17 protein-coding genes and 1 tRNA gene are annotated in these 17,245 nt (G+C 68.4%); 9 read left to right on the forward strand and 9 right to left on the reverse strand.

The features are described 5' to 3' along the window. The first annotated feature begins 63 nt into the window (after window positions 1-63). A complete protein-coding gene (locus tag AB0F44_RS10460) occupies window positions 64-1,245 on the forward strand; it encodes an MFS transporter (RefSeq protein WP_357355104.1) in 1,182 nt (393 codons plus the stop codon). A gap of 11 nt (window positions 1,246-1,256) precedes the next feature. On the opposite strand, the gene AB0F44_RS10465 is transcribed toward AB0F44_RS10460, so the two are convergent. The 6 genes from AB0F44_RS10465 to rplK form a co-directional block, all read right to left on the reverse strand. Next, the gene (locus AB0F44_RS10465; RefSeq protein WP_357355106.1) at window positions 1,257-2,012 is read right to left on the reverse strand and encodes an amino acid ABC transporter ATP-binding protein; all 756 of its coding nucleotides are present in this window, start codon (window positions 2,010-2,012) and stop codon (window positions 1,257-1,259) included. Further along, the gene (locus AB0F44_RS10470; RefSeq protein ID WP_357355108.1) at window positions 2,012-2,797 is read right to left on the reverse strand and encodes an amino acid ABC transporter permease; all 786 of its coding nucleotides are present in this window, start codon (window positions 2,795-2,797) and stop codon (window positions 2,012-2,014) included. Before AB0F44_RS10470 ends, AB0F44_RS10465 begins: the two co-directional genes overlap by 1 nt. A gap of 29 nt (window positions 2,798-2,826) precedes the next feature. After that, window positions 2,827-3,618, reverse strand: coding sequence for an ABC transporter substrate-binding protein (locus tag AB0F44_RS10475; protein WP_357355110.1), 792 nt, complete (start codon window positions 3,616-3,618; stop codon window positions 2,827-2,829). Window positions 3,619-3,697: 79 nt separating this feature from the next. Then, the gene (locus AB0F44_RS10480) at window positions 3,698-5,263 is read right to left on the reverse strand and encodes a carboxylesterase family protein (RefSeq protein ID WP_357355112.1); all 1,566 of its coding nucleotides are present in this window, start codon (window positions 5,261-5,263) and stop codon (window positions 3,698-3,700) included. A gap of 256 nt (window positions 5,264-5,519) precedes the next feature. Next, a complete protein-coding gene (gene rplA, locus AB0F44_RS10485) occupies window positions 5,520-6,236 on the reverse strand; it encodes a 50S ribosomal protein L1 (RefSeq protein ID WP_357355114.1) in 717 nt (238 codons plus the stop codon). 61 nt (window positions 6,237-6,297) lie between these two features. Next, complete coding sequence (gene rplK, locus AB0F44_RS10490; RefSeq protein WP_160025595.1) at window positions 6,298-6,726, reverse strand: 50S ribosomal protein L11; 429 nt, start codon at window positions 6,724-6,726, stop codon at window positions 6,298-6,300. Between the two features lie 233 nt (window positions 6,727-6,959). Between rplK and AB0F44_RS10495 the strand changes: the two genes are divergently transcribed. The 3 genes from AB0F44_RS10495 to AB0F44_RS10505 all read left to right on the forward strand — a co-directional run bounded on the left by AB0F44_RS10495 (window position 6,960) and on the right by AB0F44_RS10505 (window position 11,232). Continuing rightward, window positions 6,960-8,132, forward strand: coding sequence for a lytic transglycosylase domain-containing protein (locus tag AB0F44_RS10495; RefSeq protein ID WP_357355116.1), 1,173 nt, complete (start codon window positions 6,960-6,962; stop codon window positions 8,130-8,132). A 116-nt stretch (window positions 8,133-8,248) separates the two neighbouring features. Then, window positions 8,249-9,964 (forward strand): alpha-glucosidase, encoded by a 1,716-nt coding sequence (locus AB0F44_RS10500; RefSeq protein WP_357355118.1) that lies wholly within the window; start codon window positions 8,249-8,251, stop codon window positions 9,962-9,964. Window positions 9,965-10,074: 110 nt separating this feature from the next. Further along, on the forward strand, window positions 10,075-11,232 hold the full coding sequence (locus tag AB0F44_RS10505; protein WP_357355120.1) for a glycosyltransferase family 4 protein: 1,158 nt from the start codon (window positions 10,075-10,077) through the stop codon (window positions 11,230-11,232). A gap of 91 nt (window positions 11,233-11,323) precedes the next feature. Here the strand turns inward: AB0F44_RS10505 and nusG are convergent, their stop codons facing one another. From nusG to AB0F44_RS10520, 3 genes are all read right to left on the reverse strand, one after another. Beyond that, window positions 11,324-12,130 carry a transcription termination/antitermination protein NusG gene (gene nusG / locus AB0F44_RS10510; RefSeq protein WP_357355122.1) on the reverse strand — a complete coding sequence of 269 codons (807 nt, stop codon included), beginning with the start codon at window positions 12,128-12,130 and terminating at the stop codon, window positions 11,324-11,326. A gap of 61 nt (window positions 12,131-12,191) precedes the next feature. Beyond that, window positions 12,192-12,467, reverse strand: a complete 276-nt coding sequence (gene secE / locus AB0F44_RS10515) for a preprotein translocase subunit SecE (protein ID WP_350663303.1) — start codon at window positions 12,465-12,467, stop codon at window positions 12,192-12,194. Between the two features lie 16 nt (window positions 12,468-12,483). Then, window positions 12,484-12,556: transfer RNA gene (locus AB0F44_RS10520), tRNA-Trp, on the reverse strand. A gap of 128 nt (window positions 12,557-12,684) precedes the next feature. Between AB0F44_RS10520 and AB0F44_RS10525 the strand changes: the two genes are divergently transcribed. The 5 genes from AB0F44_RS10525 to rlmC are packed head-to-tail and all read left to right on the forward strand — an operon-like array spanning window position 12,685 to window position 17,225. After that, window positions 12,685-13,968 (forward strand): aminotransferase class I/II-fold pyridoxal phosphate-dependent enzyme, encoded by a 1,284-nt coding sequence (locus AB0F44_RS10525; protein WP_357355124.1) that lies wholly within the window; start codon window positions 12,685-12,687, stop codon window positions 13,966-13,968. Further along, the gene (locus AB0F44_RS10530) at window positions 13,965-15,014 is read left to right on the forward strand and encodes an adenosine deaminase (protein ID WP_357355125.1); all 1,050 of its coding nucleotides are present in this window, start codon (window positions 13,965-13,967) and stop codon (window positions 15,012-15,014) included. The genes AB0F44_RS10525 and AB0F44_RS10530 overlap by 4 nt, the downstream gene beginning before the upstream one ends. Window positions 15,015-15,029: 15 nt before the next feature. Next, window positions 15,030-15,704, forward strand: a complete 675-nt coding sequence (locus tag AB0F44_RS10535) for a DUF4190 domain-containing protein (protein ID WP_357355127.1) — start codon at window positions 15,030-15,032, stop codon at window positions 15,702-15,704. Window positions 15,705-15,707: 3 nt separating this feature from the next. Further along, complete coding sequence (locus AB0F44_RS10540; RefSeq protein WP_357355129.1) at window positions 15,708-16,109, forward strand: DUF4190 domain-containing protein; 402 nt, start codon at window positions 15,708-15,710, stop codon at window positions 16,107-16,109. Between the two features lie 3 nt (window positions 16,110-16,112). After that, window positions 16,113-17,225, forward strand: a complete 1,113-nt coding sequence (gene rlmC, locus AB0F44_RS10545; protein ID WP_357355131.1) for a 23S rRNA (uracil(747)-C(5))-methyltransferase RlmC — start codon at window positions 16,113-16,115, stop codon at window positions 17,223-17,225. Window positions 17,226-17,245 lie beyond the last annotated feature (20 nt).

A 17,245-nucleotide genomic window follows, 5' to 3' on the forward strand; every position in this document is an offset into this window, starting at 1 on the left:
GTATGTACGTGACTGTCGAAATGTATTTGACCAGTCACGAGTTCGGGTCCTACTGTCTCGGCCATGACCGTCATTCAACCATTGACCAGTCACGGACGCACACGGTGGCCACGATCCCTCGTCGTGCTGGTCATCGCCCGAGCGGTCAACCGGCTGGGTTCGTTCGCGATGGCATTCATGGCGGTCGCCCTGGTCGAGGTGCACGGCGCATCCCTCGCCACGGCCGGCGCCGTCGTGACGGCCTTCGGTGTTGCCACCATCCCCTCGCGTCTCCTCGGCGGCTGGATGGCCGACACGGTGGGCCGCCGGCCGACCATCGTCGTGGGACTCGTCGCCTGCGCAGTGGCCCAACTGGTCATCGCCGCATCGGCCGGGATCACCGGCGCGCTGATCGGCGCGACGCTGCTCGGGTTGGCGTACGAGATCTACGAGCCCGCCTCGCAGGCGCTGATCGCGGAGTCGGTGGACGTCGAGCGGCGGCCGCAGGCGTACGGACTCTATGGCGCCGCGATGGCCGTCGCCGGTGTCGCGGCAGGAGCACTGGCCGCTCTCGTGGGTGGCGTCGACCTGCGCCTGCTCTTCGTCGCCGACGCGCTCACCTGTCTGTGCGCCGCGGTGCTCGTCCTCGCACTCGTACGCGACACCACGGCTCGGAGTCGGCGCCGGCAGCGGTCCGGGCCGAGTCCTTGGCGTGATCGCCGGCTCCTGACGATGCTCGCGCTCGGAACTGGGTTCGCCACCGCATGGATCCTGTGCACGATCGCTCTCCCGCTCACCGTCTCCGCCCGCGGGCACGACGCCGCGGCCACCGGCTGGCTCCTCGTGGTCGCCGCGCTGACCACGATCGCCGGGCAGCGCCTGCTCCGCGGCGCCGCCGCTCGGCCCTTCACGCTCATCCGCGCGGGACTGGTCCTGATGGCCGTCGGCTTCGCCGTCATCGCGTACGCAGCACCGCTGCCGCTCCTCGCGGTCGGCTCCGCGATCGTGGCACTCGGTGAGGTGCTTCTCCTCGGCCCACCGATCGCGCTCGTGGCCGGCCTGGCGGCCACCGACGGCTCGCGGGCGGGCTACCTGGCGGCGTACGGGACCTGCTGGGGGATCGCGCAGACGATCGGGCCGGTGCTCGCGACCGGTCTGCTGTCGCACGGGGTCCCGACGGTCTGGCTCGCGGGCGCGGGGCTCTGCCTCGGCCTTGCCGCCACCACCGCCAACTGTGGCCGGATGCTCACCGAGGTAACTCGGTGAGCATCCGCGCCTCAGAGCACCCGCGCGAGGAACGCCTGGGTGCGTTCGTGCTGGGGATTGCCGAGGACGTCGGCGGGGAGGCCCTCCTCGACGATCACGCCGCCGTCCATGAAGACCACCTTGTCGGCGACCTCGCGGGCGAAGCTCATCTCGTGAGTCACCACCATCATGGTCATGCCCTCGGCAGCCAGGTCCTTCATGACCGCCAGAACGTCCCCGACGAGCTCGGGGTCCAGCGCGGACGTCGGCTCGTCGAAGAGCATCATGTCGGGGTTCATCGACAGCGCCCGCGCGATGGCGACGCGCTGCTGCTGGCCACCGGAGAGGTGAGCCGGGTAGGCATCGGCCTTGTCCGAGAGCCCGACCTTCTCCAGGTTGGCCCGGGCGATCTCCAGCGACTCGGCCTTTCCGCGCTTCAGGACCTTCTCCTGCGCGACCGTCAGGTTGCGCAGCACGGTCATGTGCGGGAACAGGTTGAACTGCTGGAAGACCATCCCGATCCGCGCGCGCAGCGCGTCCACGTCGGCATCCGGATCGGTGATCTCGTCACCCTCGACCAGGATCGTGCCGCTGGTCGGCTCCTCGAGCATGTTCACGCAGCGCAGCAGCGTCGACTTGCCGGACCCGGAGGGCCCGACCACGCAGACCACCTCGCCCCGGCCGATGTGGAAGTCGATGCCCTTGAGCACCTCGTTGTCGCCGAAGTACTTGTGCAGCTGCTGTACGTCGATCGCGGCTGCGCCACGATCGGAGGTCGTCTGGGTCATCAGCGGGCCTTCCCGGACTTGGCTTCCATGCGGCGTACGACGATCGAGAGCGGCACCGTGATCAGCAGGTAGCACAGCGCGATCGTGACCATCGGAGTCAGGTTCGCGTTGGCATTCATGGCCTCGCGCCCGAACGCGGTGAGCTCGTACTCATCCAGCGACAGCCCGAGGATGTAGACCAGCGAGGAGTCCTTGGTGAGCAGGATCAGCTCGTTGGTCAGCGGCGGCAGGATCACCCGGAACGCCTGCGGCAGGACGATGGTGACCATCGCCCGGCTGTGCGTCATGCCCAGGGTGCGTGCCGCCTCGTACTGACCCTTCGGCACCGCCTGGATGCCGGCCCGGATCGTCTCGGCCATATAGGCGCCGCCGACCAGACCGAGCGCCAGCGTCACCGTGCCTAGGTTGCCGCCCGGGAGCTGCCGGCCGAAGGCGAGCGAGTAGCCGAGGCCCAGCACCAGGAACACGACCAAAGCAGGCAGACCGCGGAAGAGCTCGATGATTCCGGTGGAGATCCACCGGTAGGGGCCCACGCTCGAGAGCCTCATCAATGCGAGCACGAGACCCAACGCCAGTCCGAACGCAAACCCGCAGGCGGTGTAGATGATCGTGTTCTTGAGCGCGATCACGATGACATCGGGGAACTGCGCCGCCGCGATGTCGAGGTCGAGGAAGGCCCGTCTGATCTCGCCCCAGTCGGCGATCAGCGCGATGACGACGACCAGCAGCACCAAGATGGCGTACTGGATGTAACGGACGAGCGCCGCGCGTTTGCGCGGCGACATCCGTTTCTTGGGAACTACGGCCGCGCTACTCACTGCGCGGCAGCCTCCCCGAACCACTTGTTGTAGACCTTGTCATAGGCGGCCTTGTCGTTGATGCCCTTGTTGAGCACCTCGAGCAGCTTGTCGTTGCCGCCCTTCTTGACCGTGAAGCCGTACGCCTCACCAGTCTGGAACTCGCTGGTGATCTCCATGTCGGTGTTGGACTTCACGAAGTCGTAGAGCAGACCGTTGTCGTTGACACCGGCGTCGGCCTTGCCGGACTTGACCGCCTGCATCATCAGCGCGGAGTCCTCGAGCGTGATGATCTTGGTGTCCTTGGGGGCGTTCTCCTTGACGTAGTCGGCGCCGGTGGTCGCCTCCTGGACCGCGATGGTCTTGCCGCCGAGGTCCTCGAGCGCGGTGTAGCCCGCGCCCTTCTTGGTCATCAGGGCCTGGGTCGCCTCGAAGTAGGGCTCGGAGAAGTCCATGACCTTCTCCCGCTCCTCGGTGATCGTCATCGCGCCGGCGGCGACGTCACACTTGCCGGAGTTGAGGGCCTCACCGGAGACGATGGTCTCCCAGCCGATGTTGACGACCTCGGTCTCGAGCTTCTCGGCGTCGGCCGCGATCTTGAGCACGTCGATGTCGAAGCCGACGACCTCGCCGCCCTCGTTGAACTCGAACGGCTTGTAGGGAAGGTGCGTGCAGATGGTCAGGGTGTCGGCCTTGACCAGCTTCGCACCCGACGGGGAGGTGCCACCCTCGTCGCCGCCACCGCAGGCGGCGAGCGCCAGGCCGAGGACGGGAACGGTCAGGGCAGCAGCGAACTTCCGCAGATTCATGCGTGGCACTCTACGTGTCTTTGGACACCGATGGCCCGCTACCCCTTGCGGTGGCGGGCCATCGTAGTGTGATCGTGCCTCAACCGAGAACGGCGGCCCAGAACTCACAGTGGCTCGTCGCAGCCGTGTCCACCGGGCGAACCCCAGCCTGGCCAGGAGCCAGCTGAAGTACGTCGCCGGAGTCCCGGAAGGCCGGCCAACGAGGCGAACCGGGTGCGACCGGGCGACCGTGATGGGCGAACGAGGTCCAGTAGGCGACCATCGTGTCCGACAGCTTCTGTTGTCCGTTGTCGAGCTCACCGAGGAGCCCCGGGAACAGGAACGTCAGCTCGGTGGTGTGCTCCGCGCCCTCCTCGTAGCCGGGCAGGTCGATCAGCGGCGGTGCGCCCCGGTCGGCGAACTGGTAGGCGAAGACGGGCACCCCGGCGGCCTCGAGCTTCGCGAACGCCTTCTGATGGGCGCAGGTGGACAGTGCACCGGCCGAGTCGGTACGGATCGCGGCCAGGGCGTGCCGCGGCTCGTCGTAGGCGCTCGCCGGGTAGAGCCCGAGAACGGCCTCGGCAGCGGGGCCGTAGGTGCTGCGTACGATCTGCTCGTAGTTCTCCACCGTGATCGGCTGCGGATACTCGAGCCCGACGTAGAGCCGCATCTCGTCCAGGGTCGAGCCGTGCATCACCGGCACTCGGTTGAACCTTCCGGAGTCGATGGCATCGGGGTAGGTCCGCGGGAGCGCCCGCGGGTCGCCGACGACCGGTCCCGCGTTGAGCCCGGCCGCTGCGAAGGCCTCGATCAGTTCCTTGACGGGGGTGGCCCGCAGGCAGGCGGCCACATCAGCCGCCTCGCCGCAGCCCACCGCGGCGGCGAGCCGCTGGCCCTCGGCCTCGGAGCCCGCGTCGCTGCGCGCGCCGGCCGCACAGCTCCCGCTCTGCGGGATCGCCTTGTGGAAAAGTCCGGCGGCGGCAGGCGAGGCGATCTGGGCGCAGGTGTCGATCGACCCGGCCGACTCACCGAAGATCGTCACGTTGCCCCGATTGCCGCCGAAGGCAGCGATGTTGCGCTGCACCCAGCGCAGCGCGGCCTGCTGGTCGAGCAACCCGTAGTTGCCGGACTCGTACGCCCCGTCCAACCCGGGATGCGCCAACCAGCCGATCGCGCCGAGGCGATAGTTGACCGTCACGACCACCACGTCACCCTCGACGGCGAGCTTGCTTCCGTCGTAGCCGGAGCTGGAGCCGGTGGTGTTACCGCCGCCGTGGAACCACACCATCACCGGCAGCTTCCGCTTCGCCGGCCGGTCCGGGGCGAACACGTTGAGGAACAGACAGTCCTCGTCGTAGGTCGTCGCACCTCCGTACGCCGGGGCCTGCTGTGCACACTGGCCGCCCGGTTCGGTGGCGTCCCGCACCCCCGTCCACGAATCGGCCGGCGCCGGGGCGCGCCAGCGGAGCCGGCCGACCGGCGGGGCGGCGTACGGGATTCCCTGGAAGGTTCGGAAGCCGTCGTGGGCAACGCCGCGGACCGCTCCGTTGTCGGTCCGGGCCACTGGTTCGGGCGGTTCGGGCGGGTCTGCCGCGGCGGCGGTGACGCCCGCCGTCGCGACCAGGGCTACGGCAAGGACCGGGACGAGAGCACGAAGTCTGAGCACCGATGTTCCTTTCGTCGACCGTCCGAACCTAGGGGGTTGGCACCCTCGCCCGGCAGTGACAGAGGAACAGAAAGAAGACGTACGCAGCGCACAAATGCATCGAGCGCCGCCGCCCGGTCTGGGCGACAGCGCTCGGTGCTTAGGTCACACGTGAAGGGTGGATCTCGACCCGCAGTCGCGGCGTCGCAAGCTCAGCCGCGCGCTCGCTCGATCCCTTCGCGTTGTGACCCTGCTCGTTCCTCGCAGGGTCACAGGCTCAGGCCTCGTCCTCACCCGCCACGTTCTTGACGCGGTTGGGGTCGACCTGGACACCGGGGCCCATGGTGGTCGAGAGGGTGACCTTCTTCAGGTAGCGGCCCTTGGAGGAGGACGGCTTCAGACGAAGCACCTCCTCGAGAGCAGCGGCGTAGTTCTCAGCGAGTTGGGCCTCGGAGAAGGAGGCCTTGCCGATGATGAAGTGAAGGTTGGCGTGACGGTCGACCCGGAAGTCGATCTTGCCGCCCTTGATGTCGGACACGGCCTTGCCGGGGTCCGGGGTGACGGTGCCGGTCTTCGGGTTCGGCATGAGGCCACGGGGGCCGAGCACGCGGCCGAGGCGGCCGACCTTGCCCATCATGTCGGGGGTCGCGACGACGGCGTCGAAGTCGAGCCAGCCACCGGAGACCTTCTCGATGAGGTCGTCGCCACCGACGACGTCCGCGCCGGCCTCGCGAGCGGCCTCGGCCTTGTCCGGAGCAGCGGCGAAGACGATGACGCGCATCGTCTTACCGGTGCCGTGGGGCAGGCTGACGGTGCCGCGCACCATCTGGTCGGCCTTGCGGGGGTCGACGCCGAGACGCATGACGACGTCAACGGTCTCGTCGAACTTCTTCTTGCTGGAGGACTTGGCGATCTTGATCGCGGCCAGCGGGGCGTAGAGCTCGTTCTTGTCGAACGTCTCTTCCGCCGCGCGGTAGGTCTTGCTGCGCTGCATGGTGAATTCCTTAAGGGTTAAGAGGAGATGTGGTTAGCGAGCCAGCGCGGCTCTCCCACGGTCAGTCGGTGGTGACGCCCATGGAGCGGGCGGTGCCCTCGACGATCTTCATCGCGGCGTCGATGTCCTCCGCGTTGAGGTCGGGCAGCTTGGTGGTCGCGATCTCGCGCACCTGGTCCTTGGTCAGCTTGCCGACCTTGTCCTTGTGCGGGACGGACGAGCCCTTCTTGAGGCCGGCGGCCTTCTTGATCAGCTCAGCGGCCGGCGGGGTCTTCGTGATGAAGGTGAACGAGCGGTCCTCGTAGATGGTGATCTCGACGGGGACGACGTTGCCGCGCATGGACTCGGTCTGGGCGTTGTACGCCTTGCAGAACTCCATGATGTTGACGCCGTGCGGACCGAGCGCGGTACCGACCGGCGGGGCCGGGGTCGCGGAGCCGGCCTGCAGCTGCACCTTGACGAGCGCTGCGATCTTCTTCTTCGGAGGCATTCTTGAGATCTCTTCCTTCTCGTGGTCATGACGAAGCCGCTTGTACGTTTCGGCCTCTGCCACCTGCGGTGTTGCTCTCGCAACTGGTCAATTGTCCGTGATCCGTCCGGGTTCACGAAATCAGCGGAGGCGGCCCACTCAGTGGGACCCCCTGAGTGACGGCCACCACTGCCCTTGGCATACTCCCCCGGGGATTTACAAAGGGAGCTGAATTGTTCAATCGACGTCTGTCCATGTTCGCCGCCCTCGTGCCGCTGGCCGCGCTCTCGGCCGCGTGGACCGCCGCAGCCACCGGCACCGGGTTCGATCCTGTCGAACCCGTGACGCTGCCCGGCGGCGAGACCCTGGTGACGTCGGTGATCGACCAGCCCGCGAGCGTCACCAAGCCCGCGCCGGCACAAGGGGCTCGCAAGGGCGCGCGTACGGGCACGATCGCCGTCGCGATGGCGCAGGGAAGCGACATCCCGATGTCGGCGCTGGCCGCCTACCAGCGTGCGGCCGCCGTCGTCACCACCGCCGACCGGGCCTGTGCCCTCGACTGGACGCTGCTCGCCGCTGTCGGGATGGTCGAGTCCGACCACGGACGCCTGAAGAGCAGCCGGCTCGATGACTCGGGCAAGGCCACGCCTCCGATCTACGGTCCCGCACTGACCGCTCCCGCCGGCGACCCCGCACCCGACACCGACGCCGGTGCCGTCGACAAGCTCACCAGCGGCGACCGGGCCGTCGGGCCGATGCAGTTCATCCCCTCGACCTGGCCGTTGGTCGCCGTCGACGGAGACGGCGACGGCGTACGCGACCCGCAGGACATCGACGACGCCGCCCTCGCCGCCGCCGTCTACCTCTGTTCCGGCGACGAGGACGTCTCCACCGATGCCGGCAAGAAGGCCGCGCTCACGCGCTACAACCGCAGCGAGGCGTACGTCTCCACCGTCCTGAAGATCGCCAAGGGCTACTCCGACAGCCCCTACGGCGGCGACGACATCGAGCTCGCCGCCGCGCCCGCGCACGCCGAGCCGAACCCCGGCCGCCCGGGGCAGAATGCGGCGAAGAGGGCCGACAAGAAGCCTGCCAAGAAGAAGCCCGGCACCACCACGCCGAAGCCGAGCGCCGGCACCCGGCCCTCGAACGAACCGAGCCCGACCCCCTCGACGGCCCCCAGCCCCAGCCCCACTCCCACCGACGACGGCAGCTGGGCCTCGATCTCCGAGCGGCGCGGCATCTGTGCCGCCGAGCTGTCCTCCCGCTTCCCCGACCTCGCCGACGGCTGGGACACGAACCGCGCCGTCGACTCCTGCAGCATCCGGCTGCTCGGCAAGACCGTCCCCCAGGCCAACGCCGCCGTCCCCGGAGTCGTCACCGACATCACCGGGTACGTCGAGTGGCTGATCAAGACGCTGCCGTGACGCTTCCTTCCGACCCCCGAATGCCCACTTGGCATTCCGGATAGGCTCGAAGCAGGGCCACAGTCGTCCAGGTCATTCTCGACACTGGCATGGTGGCAAACCCGAGGCGGTGGCACATGGCCACACCCGCCGCGTCTCGGTCGGCCTCGGCCCACGAGGCGTGGTGGAAGTCGGCGGTGGTCTACCAGATCTACGTCCGCAGCTTCGCCGACTCCGACGACGACGGCATCGGTGACCTACTCGGCATCGTGGAGCACCTGGACTACCTCCAGGAACTGGGGATCGATGTCATCTGGCTGTCCCCGGTCTACCGCTCGCCGCAGGAGGACAACGGCTACGACGTCAGCGACTACCAGGACGTCGATCCGCTCTTCGGCACCCTGGAGGACCTCGACCGGCTGCTCGCGGAGGTCCACCTGCGGGGCATGAGGCTGATCATGGACCTCGTCGTCAACCACACCTCGGACCAGCACCCTTGGTTCCTCGCCTCGCGCGGCTCTCGTGAGGCAGCCACCTCCGAGTGGTACTTCTGGCGGGATGCCCGGCCGGGGACGGTGCCCGGTGAGCCCGGGTCGGAGCCGAACAACTGGGGTGCGTCCTTCGGCGGGTCCGCATGGGAGTGGGTGCCGGAGCGAGGCCAGTACTACCTGCACCTGTTCGCACGGTCCCAGCCGGACCTGAACTGGGACAACCCGGACACCCGCGAAGCGGTCTTCACCATGATGAACTGGTGGCTCGACCGCGGGATCGACGGCTTCCGGATGGACGTCATCAACTTCATCTCCAAGGACCCCCGGCTCCCCGACGCGCCACTCAACCGTGACGGATACGGCGACGGGATGCCGTACTTCAGCCATGGCCCCCGGATCCGCGACTATCTGGCCGAGATGAAGAGCCGGGTCTTCGACTCGCGGCCGGGCAGCTACCTCACTGTGGGCGAGATGCCAGGGGTCACGCCCGAGCAGGCCCGGGAGTTCACCGACCAGGTGCACGGCCAGCTGGCCATGGTGTTCCAGTACGAGCACGTCACCCTCGACGCGGACGGCGACAAGTGGACCCAGCGGCGGATGAGTGTGAACGACCTGCGGCACACGCTCGCGAAGTGGCAGACGGCCCTCGGCGAGAGCGGATGGAACAGCCTCTACTGGAACAACCACGACCAGCCCAGGGTCGTCTCCCGCTACGGCAACGACACGACGTACTGGCGCGAGTCGGCGACCGCCCTGGCCACGGTGCTGCATCTGCACCGGGGCACGCCGTACGTCTTCCAGGGCGAGGAGATCGGGATGACCAACACCCGGTTCGCCGGCATCGACGACTTCCGGGACATCGAGTCGCTCGACTACTACGCGAGAGCGGTCGGTACGCACCGCGTGAACGCCGCCGTCGCGCTGGACACCTTGCGACGCCGGAGCCGGGACAACGCGCGTACGCCGATGCAGTGGAGCGCCGCGTCCGGCACCGGCTTCACGACCGGGAGCCCCTGGATCGGCGTCAATCCCAACCACAGCTGGTTGAACGTCGCCGCACAGCGCGGCGCGCCGGGCTCGGTCTACGAGTACTACCGCGCCCTGATCGCGCTGCGGCACCGCCTGCCGGTCGTGGTGGACGGGCACTTCGCCGCCATCGACACGGGCCGTGACCAGATCTACGCCTTCAGGCGCCAGCTGGGTGACGTGACCCTCACCGTCGATGCGAATCTGTCCGACCTGCCGGTCTCCGTCGACCGCGACGACCGGGTGGCTCGTGAGCTGGTGCTGGCCAACTACCCCAGGAGCAGGATCGATCCCGATCGGCTGGAGCCCTGGGAAGTCCACGTCTACGTGAGGTAAGGGCCCGGCGGTTAGGCTGGGGCCAAGACTGCAGGACACCTGCCGCTCGACGCGGACATCGCAAGGGCACATGGCAGCGGTGTCGGCAGCAACCCGCAGACAGTGGGCAGATGCCTTCGTATCTCGACAATCGTCCGAAGACAGTCGGAAACATCTACTTCGTCTGGAACCCGCACCAGCCGCTGCCGGCAGGCACCGGGGGCACCGAGAACTACACGATCGGCCACGTCCGCGAGCTCAATCGCCGCGGCATCAACGCCCACGTCGTCACCATCGGCGTCGGAATGACGGACGGGCGCGACGAGTTCGCGGACATCCCCTTCCTCTCGATCGCGAGCGTCGCGGACGTCGGCGAGCTGAACGGGGTGGTCATCTTCGTCGCCGAGTTCCCCGTCGTGGCGACCAGGCAACCCGCGTACCAGATGCTGCATGTGCCACCACCGGGAGGCGCCGTCGACCGGACCCGCATCGCGGCCACCATGCAGGACCGATCGCTGATCGCGACCAGCCGGTTCTCGGCGCAGTTGTGGGCCGAGTTCCTCGACGTCGACATCGACACCATCAGCATCGTCTACCCCTACGCCGAGGCGTGCTTCAGCACCGAGGTACGCCCGCCCGCCGACGAGGCCGGGATTCGCATCCTCTACGCGGGCCGGCTGAGCCCGGAGAAGGGGATCTACACATTGCTGGCGATGCTCGATCTGGACCCGGTCGGCCAGGAGCGGGCCTTCACCTGCACGGCCACGACCGCCGGCTCCGACAAGCCGCAGGGCCGCAACATCGAGCGGGTCCTCGAAGCGCATCCCAGCGTTCGGCTCGTGCCCCGGCGGACCACTTCGCGCGCGATGGCCACGTTGATGGCCCAGCACGACATCATCGTCATGCCCTCCAACAGCCAGTACTGGCACGAGACCTTCGGCATCGTCTCGATCGAGGCCCAGCACTCCGGCTGTCGCGTCGTCGCCTCTGACGACGGAGGGCTCCCCGAGACGGACTGCGGCTCGATCACCCTGGTCGCCCCCGACGACCCCGCTGCGCTGGCGCGAGGCGTCCGCGCCGCCGCCGCCCAAGGCGAGGTCGACGAGCTCGTCAGGTTCAACGCTGCCGCCCGGTTCACCGTCGACAACTCGGTCGACGGCCTCATCGACGTTCTGCTGATGCCGTCACCTCTCACGCCTGCCGCCGTCGTACGGGACTTGGAGACTCTCGTCCTGATGCCGGCTGCCGACGATCCGCAGGAGCTCTCGGCCTTGCAGACGCCTGCCTGACCTGCGCTCAGTGACGAAACGGCATCAGGCCCCTTGCTCGCGGATGCGGGCAAGGGGCCTGATTGCTACGGGAAAGTGGGTCTCGACCCGCTCAGACCTTTTCAATCTGGTTGAAGCTGAGCTCGACCGGGGTCTCGCGGCCGAAGATCTCGACGAGCGCCTTGACGCGCTGCGACTCGGCGTTGAGCTCGGTGATGGTCGCGTGGAGGGTGGCGAAGGGGCCGTCGACGACGGTGACCGAGTCGCCCTCGGCGAAGTCGACGACCTCGACGGGCTTCTTGGCGGTGCCGGTGGCACCGGAGCTGGCGGACGCGGCCTCACCGGCGGCGGCAGCCTCGGCCTCGGCCTGGGCGACGACCGCGGGGGCGAGCATGTTCTCGACCTCGGTCATCGACAGCGGCACCGGCTGGTGGCTGTGGCCGACGAAACCGGTGACCGACGGGGTGTGGCGTACGGCCGCCCAGGACTCGTCGGTGAGGTCCATCCGGACCAGCACGTAACCCGGGAGAACGGTGCGCTTGACCATCTTGCGCTGGCCGTTCTTGATCTCCGGGACCTCTTCGGTGGGGACCACGATCTCGTGGATGTAGTCCTCCATGTTGAGGGAGACGATGCGGTTCTCCAGGTTGGACTTCACCCGGTTCTCCATGCCGGAGTAGGTGTGGATCACGAACCAGTCGCCCGGCTTGGCCCACAGCTCACGGCGGAACGCCTCGAGCGGGTCGTCGTCAGCAGCCTCGGGGGCCTCGCCCTCGACGATCTCGTCGAAGGACGACTCGGCCTCGCCGGCGTCGCCGGACTCGTCAGCCTCGTCGAACTCGGCCTCTGCAGGCACGTCGGAGGCGGCCTCGGCCGTCTCGAGGACCTCGGTCTCCTCGGTGTAGTCCTGCTCAGACACGTCCTGCTCCAAACCGTTGATTGTGTGTATCGGGTTGTTCCGCGGGCCGGGGCCCACGCGATCACGCGTCGCGGCCGCCGAACACCCAGAACATCAACTTGCCGAACCCGAGGTCAAGGCCCGCGGTGATCGCCATCATGACCAGGACGAAGACCAGAACCACGATGAAGTACGTCGTGAGCTGCTGCTGCGTCGGCCAGACGACCTTGCGGAGCTCGGCCACGACCTGGCGGTAGAACGTCGGGAGACTGGTGCGCTTCTCCGTCTTCTTGTCGTTCGGAGTCGGGACTGCCTTGCTGTCCGTCACGCCGCCACCTTCTCTCGAAAACGTTTCCATCGCTGGTCCGGCTTTGCAGGGCACGAGGGACTTGAACCCCCAACCTTCGGTTTTGGAGACCGATGCTCTGCCAGTTGAGCTAGTGCCCTACGGAGGTCTGCATCAGAGGCGCGGTTGAGGGCGCAACTGACCATGTGGGAAGACCACCAACGGTGAGTCTACGCACGCGGCTCAACGCGTTCCAAACCGGGACCCCTCGACCCATAGGATTGCTGACATGACCTCAGATCCCCGTCCCCTCGCCGAGCTCTCGCGCGAGGAACTCGAAGCGTTCGCAACGGAGCAGCGCACGGCGTACGACAACTTGGTGGCCAAGGGCCTGAAGCTGGACCTGACCCGGGGGAAGCCCTCCGCGGACCAGCTCAACCTCTCCGACGGCCTGCTCCATCTCCCCAAGACGACGACCGCCCCGGACGGCACCGACACGCGCAACTACGGCGGCCTGGCGGGCGGCATCGAGATCCGCGAGATCTACGCCGAGCTGCTCGGCCTGGACACCGATCAGCTCATCGCCGGCGGCAACTCGAGCCTCACGATGATGCGCGACACGCTGATGTACCTGTGGCTTCACGGTGCCGTCGACAGCGAGCGCCCGTGGGGGCAGGAGGAGACGGTCAAGTTCGTCTGCCCGGTGCCGGGCTACGACCGTCACTTCACGCTCCTGGAGTGGTTCGGGATCGAGATGGTGACCGTGCCGATGCACGCCGACGGTCCCGACGCCGACGCCATCGCCGCCCTGGTCAAGGACGACCCGACGATCAAGGGCATGTGGCTGGTCCCGACCTACGCCAACCCGACCGGTGACACCACCTCGCAGGAGATCGCCGAGCGGCTCACCTCGATGCCGACCGCGGCCCCCGACTTCAAGATCTTCTGGGACAACGCCTACGCGCTGCACCACCTGACCCCGGCCGAGACCAAGACCGCCGATGTCGTCTCGCTGGCCAACGCCGCCGGCAACCCCCACCGTCCGCTGGTCTTCGCCTCGACCTCCAAGGTCACCTACGCGGGTGCGGGCGTCGGTTTCTTCGGCGGTTCGAAGGAGAACGTCGCCTGGTGGCTCGACCACCTCAGCCACGGCGCGATCGGGCCCGACAAGGTCAACCACCTGCGGCACGCGGAGTTCTTCGGCTCGGCGGCCGGCGTACGCGAGCACATGGCCAAGCACCGCGACCTGCTCGCGCCGCGGTTCGCGGCCGTCGAGGACGCGCTCACCGACGAGCTCGGTGCGCTCGGCGTGGCGACCTGGACCAAGCCCGCCGGCGGCTACTTCGTCAGCCTCGACGTGCTCCCGGGCACCGCGACCCGGGTGATCGAGCTGGCCAAGGGCGCCGGCGTCGCGCTGACCCCGGCCGGTTCGGCGTTCCCCGGCAAGGTCGACCCGGAGGACACCAACATCCGGCTGGCGCCGTCGTTTCCGCCGTTGGAGCAGGTCAGCGGGGCCATGGAGGTCGTCACGGTGTGCGTGAAGCTCGCCGCTGCGGAGAAGCTGCTCGCGTGACCGAGGACCGACGCGACCTGCGTACGCTGCCGAAGGCGCATCTGCACCTGCACTTCACGGGTGCGATGCGCCACGAGACCCTGCTCGAGCTGGCCACCCGCGACGGGATCCGGCTGCCCGACCAGCTGGTCTCGGAGTGGCCGCCGGCGCTGAGCGCGGCCGACGAGAAGGGCTGGTTCAGGTTCCAGCGTCTCTATGACGTGGCGCGCTCGGTGCTGCGCACCGAGGCGGACATCCGGCGGCTGGTCATGGAGGTCGCCGAGGACGACGTACGCGACGGCGGCAGGTGGCTCGAGATCCAGGTCGACCCGTCGGGCTATGCGGCGAAGTTCGGCGGGATCACGGCCTTCACCGACCTGGTGCTCTCGGCCGTCGGCGAGGCGGAGCGGGCGACCGGGCTCGGGATCGCGGTGATCATCGCCTCCAACCGCACCCGGCACCCGATGGACGCGCGCACGCTGGCGCGCCTGGCCGGGCAGTACGTCGACCAGGGGGTGGTCGGCTTCGGGCTCTCCAACGACGAGCGGCGTGGACGGACTGAGGAGTTCGACCACGCCTTCCAGATCGCCGAGCGAGCCGGTCTGCGGCTGATGCCGCACGGCGGTGAGCTGCGCGGGCCCGAGCACATCCGCACCGTGCTGAGGTCGCTGCACGCGACCCGGCTGGGTCACGGCGTACGCGCTGCCGAGGATCCGGCGCTGCTCGAGGAGATCGTGCGTGCGGGCGTCGCGTTGGAGGTCTGCCCGACCTCCAACGTGTCGCTCGGCGTCTACTCCGACCTGACCTCGGTGCCGCTGCCGCAGCTGCTCGACGCGGGTGCGACCGTGGCTCTGGGCGCCGACGACCCGCTGCTGTTCGGGTCCCGGCTGGCGGCGCAGTACGCCACCATGCGGGCCGCTCACGAGCTGTCCGACGAGACCCTCGCCGACCTGGCGCGGATGTCGATCACCGCCTCGACCGCACCCGAGTCGACCAAGAAGGGTCTGCTCGCCGAGATCGACGACTGGATCAACACGCCCTCGCAACCCACGGATCCGGCAAGTTAAGACAGAATGTCGGCCATGACGAACCCGTCCGACGATCAGTCCGACCCCAACAAGCCGGCCGACGCCTCCACCCCGCCTCCGCCGACCCCGTCCGAGCCGGCCGACTCCGACGCGACCCAGGTGGCGACTCCGCCTGCGTCGACGCCGCCTGCGCCGACCCAGCCGATGTACGGCCAGACCTACGGTGAGCAGCCGTCGAACCCCTACGGCGGGGCGACGTTCGACCAGAAGCCGCCGGCCCCGCCGACGGCTGGCTACGGGCAGACGCCTCCGCCGCCGGCCTACGGCGGTCAGCCGAACTACGGTGGTCAGCCGGGCTACGGCCAGGCGCCCTACGGTGCTCCTGCTGCGTACGCCGGTCCGGTCGGCACCCCGGACTCGGGCGCGACCACGGCGATGGTCCTGGGCATCGTCGGGCTGGTGGGGTCTTTCCTCTGTGGTCTCCCCATCGTCCTCTCGCCGTTCGCGCTGTTCATGGGTCTCTCCGCCAAGAAGCGGATCGACGCGTCGGCCGGCGCCCTGACCGGCCGAGGCAACGCGCAGGCGGGCTTCATCCTCGGCATCATCGGCACCGTCCTGCTGGCCCTGAGCATCCTTCTGATCGTCGTCGTCATCATCATCGGAGTCAGCGGCGGATTCGACGACCCGGGCTACGACAGCGGCTACGAGACCTACGACAGCGAGTTCTGAGAGATGACGGACACGCCCCCGCCCTACCAGCCCGCACCGGCGCCTTACGGCTTCCCGCAGCCCCCTCCGCATCCCGAGGCCAACTCGGCGATGGTCCTCGGGATCGTCGGGCTGTGCCTGTCGGTCATGTGCGGCGGGATCGGCGTCTTCGTCGCACCGTTCGGATGGGTCAAGGGCAAGCGGGTGATGGCCGAGATCGACGCCAACCCGGCTGCCTACGGCGGGCGCGGCAACGCTCAGGCCGGGTTCATCACCGGCCTCATCGGGACGATCTTCGGGGCGCTCTACATGCTCTTCTGGATCGCCTACATCATCTTCATCATCGTGATGATCGTCGTCGCCTCCAACGAGACCGACAGCACGACGTTCGACAGCATCAACGCGATGCTGATCAGCCGAATCTGACGGATGGACTGCGGCTACTTCACCTCCGGCGCCTGCCGCTCCTGCCGCTGGCTGGAGATGGCGTACGCCGACCAGCTCGCGCAGAAGCAGCAGCGGGTCGCGGCGGCTCTCGGTGACGTACGTTGGGAGGAACCGGTCTCCAGCCCGGAGGCCGGTTTCCGCAACAAGGCGAAGATGGTCGTCGCCGGCTCGGTGGAGGCACCGATGCTGGGGATCCTGTCGCACGACGGTCTCGGAGTGGACCTGCTCGCCTGCGGGCTGCACACCCCGGGGCTGCAGGCCGCGCTGCCGGTCCTGTCCCGGTTCGTCACGACCGCGCAGCTGACGCCCTACTCGGTGCCCGAGCGGCGCGGCGAGCTCAAGCACGTGATCGTCACCGAGGCGCCCGGCGGGGAGCTGATGGTGCGCTGGGTGCTGCGGTCCACCGAGGCGCTGGCCCGGCTGCGCAAGCACCTTCCGGCGCTGCTGGACGAGCTCCCGATCGGCGTCGCCTCGGTGAACATCCAACCGGAGCACAAGGCCGTCATCGAGGGCCCCGAGGAGATCTTCCTGACCGCCCGCGAGGCGCTCACGATGGAGGTCAACGGGATCGGCCTTCGGCTGCGCCCGCACTCGTTCTTCCAGACCAACACCGATGTCGCGGCGGCGCTCTACCGCCATGCCCGCGACCTGGTCTCCGCGGCGTCGCCGAGGTCGGTGTGGGACCTCTACTGCGGCGTCGGCGGCTTCGGGCTGCACGTCGCCGCACCCGGGCGGGAGGTGCTCGGTGTCGAGTCCAGCGAGCAGGCCATCGAAGCCGCGGCCTCGACCGCCGCGGAGCTGGGGCTGCCGGGCACCAGCTGGGTGGCCGGAGATGCGGCGGTGTACGCCATCTCGGCCGGCTCCGCGCCCGACCTGGTCATCGTCAACCCGCCGCGGCGCGGGATCGGCTCCGCGCTCGCCGGGTGGTTGGAGCAGTCGGGGGTCGAGCACGTCGTCTACTCCTCGTGCAACGTCGACACCCTCGCCCGCGACCTGCGCGAGATGCCCTCGTTGCGACCGGTGTCGGCGCGACTGCTCGACATGTTCCCGAACACCGATCACCACGAGGTTCTCCTGCTCCTGCAGCGGACCTGATGCCGAGTCGGCTCGTTCTA

Origin of the sequence: Nocardioides sp. NPDC023903, assembly GCF_040639295.1 — a bacterium.
In the GTDB taxonomy this organism is placed as follows: Bacteria; Actinomycetota; Actinomycetes; order Propionibacteriales; family Nocardioidaceae; genus Nocardioides.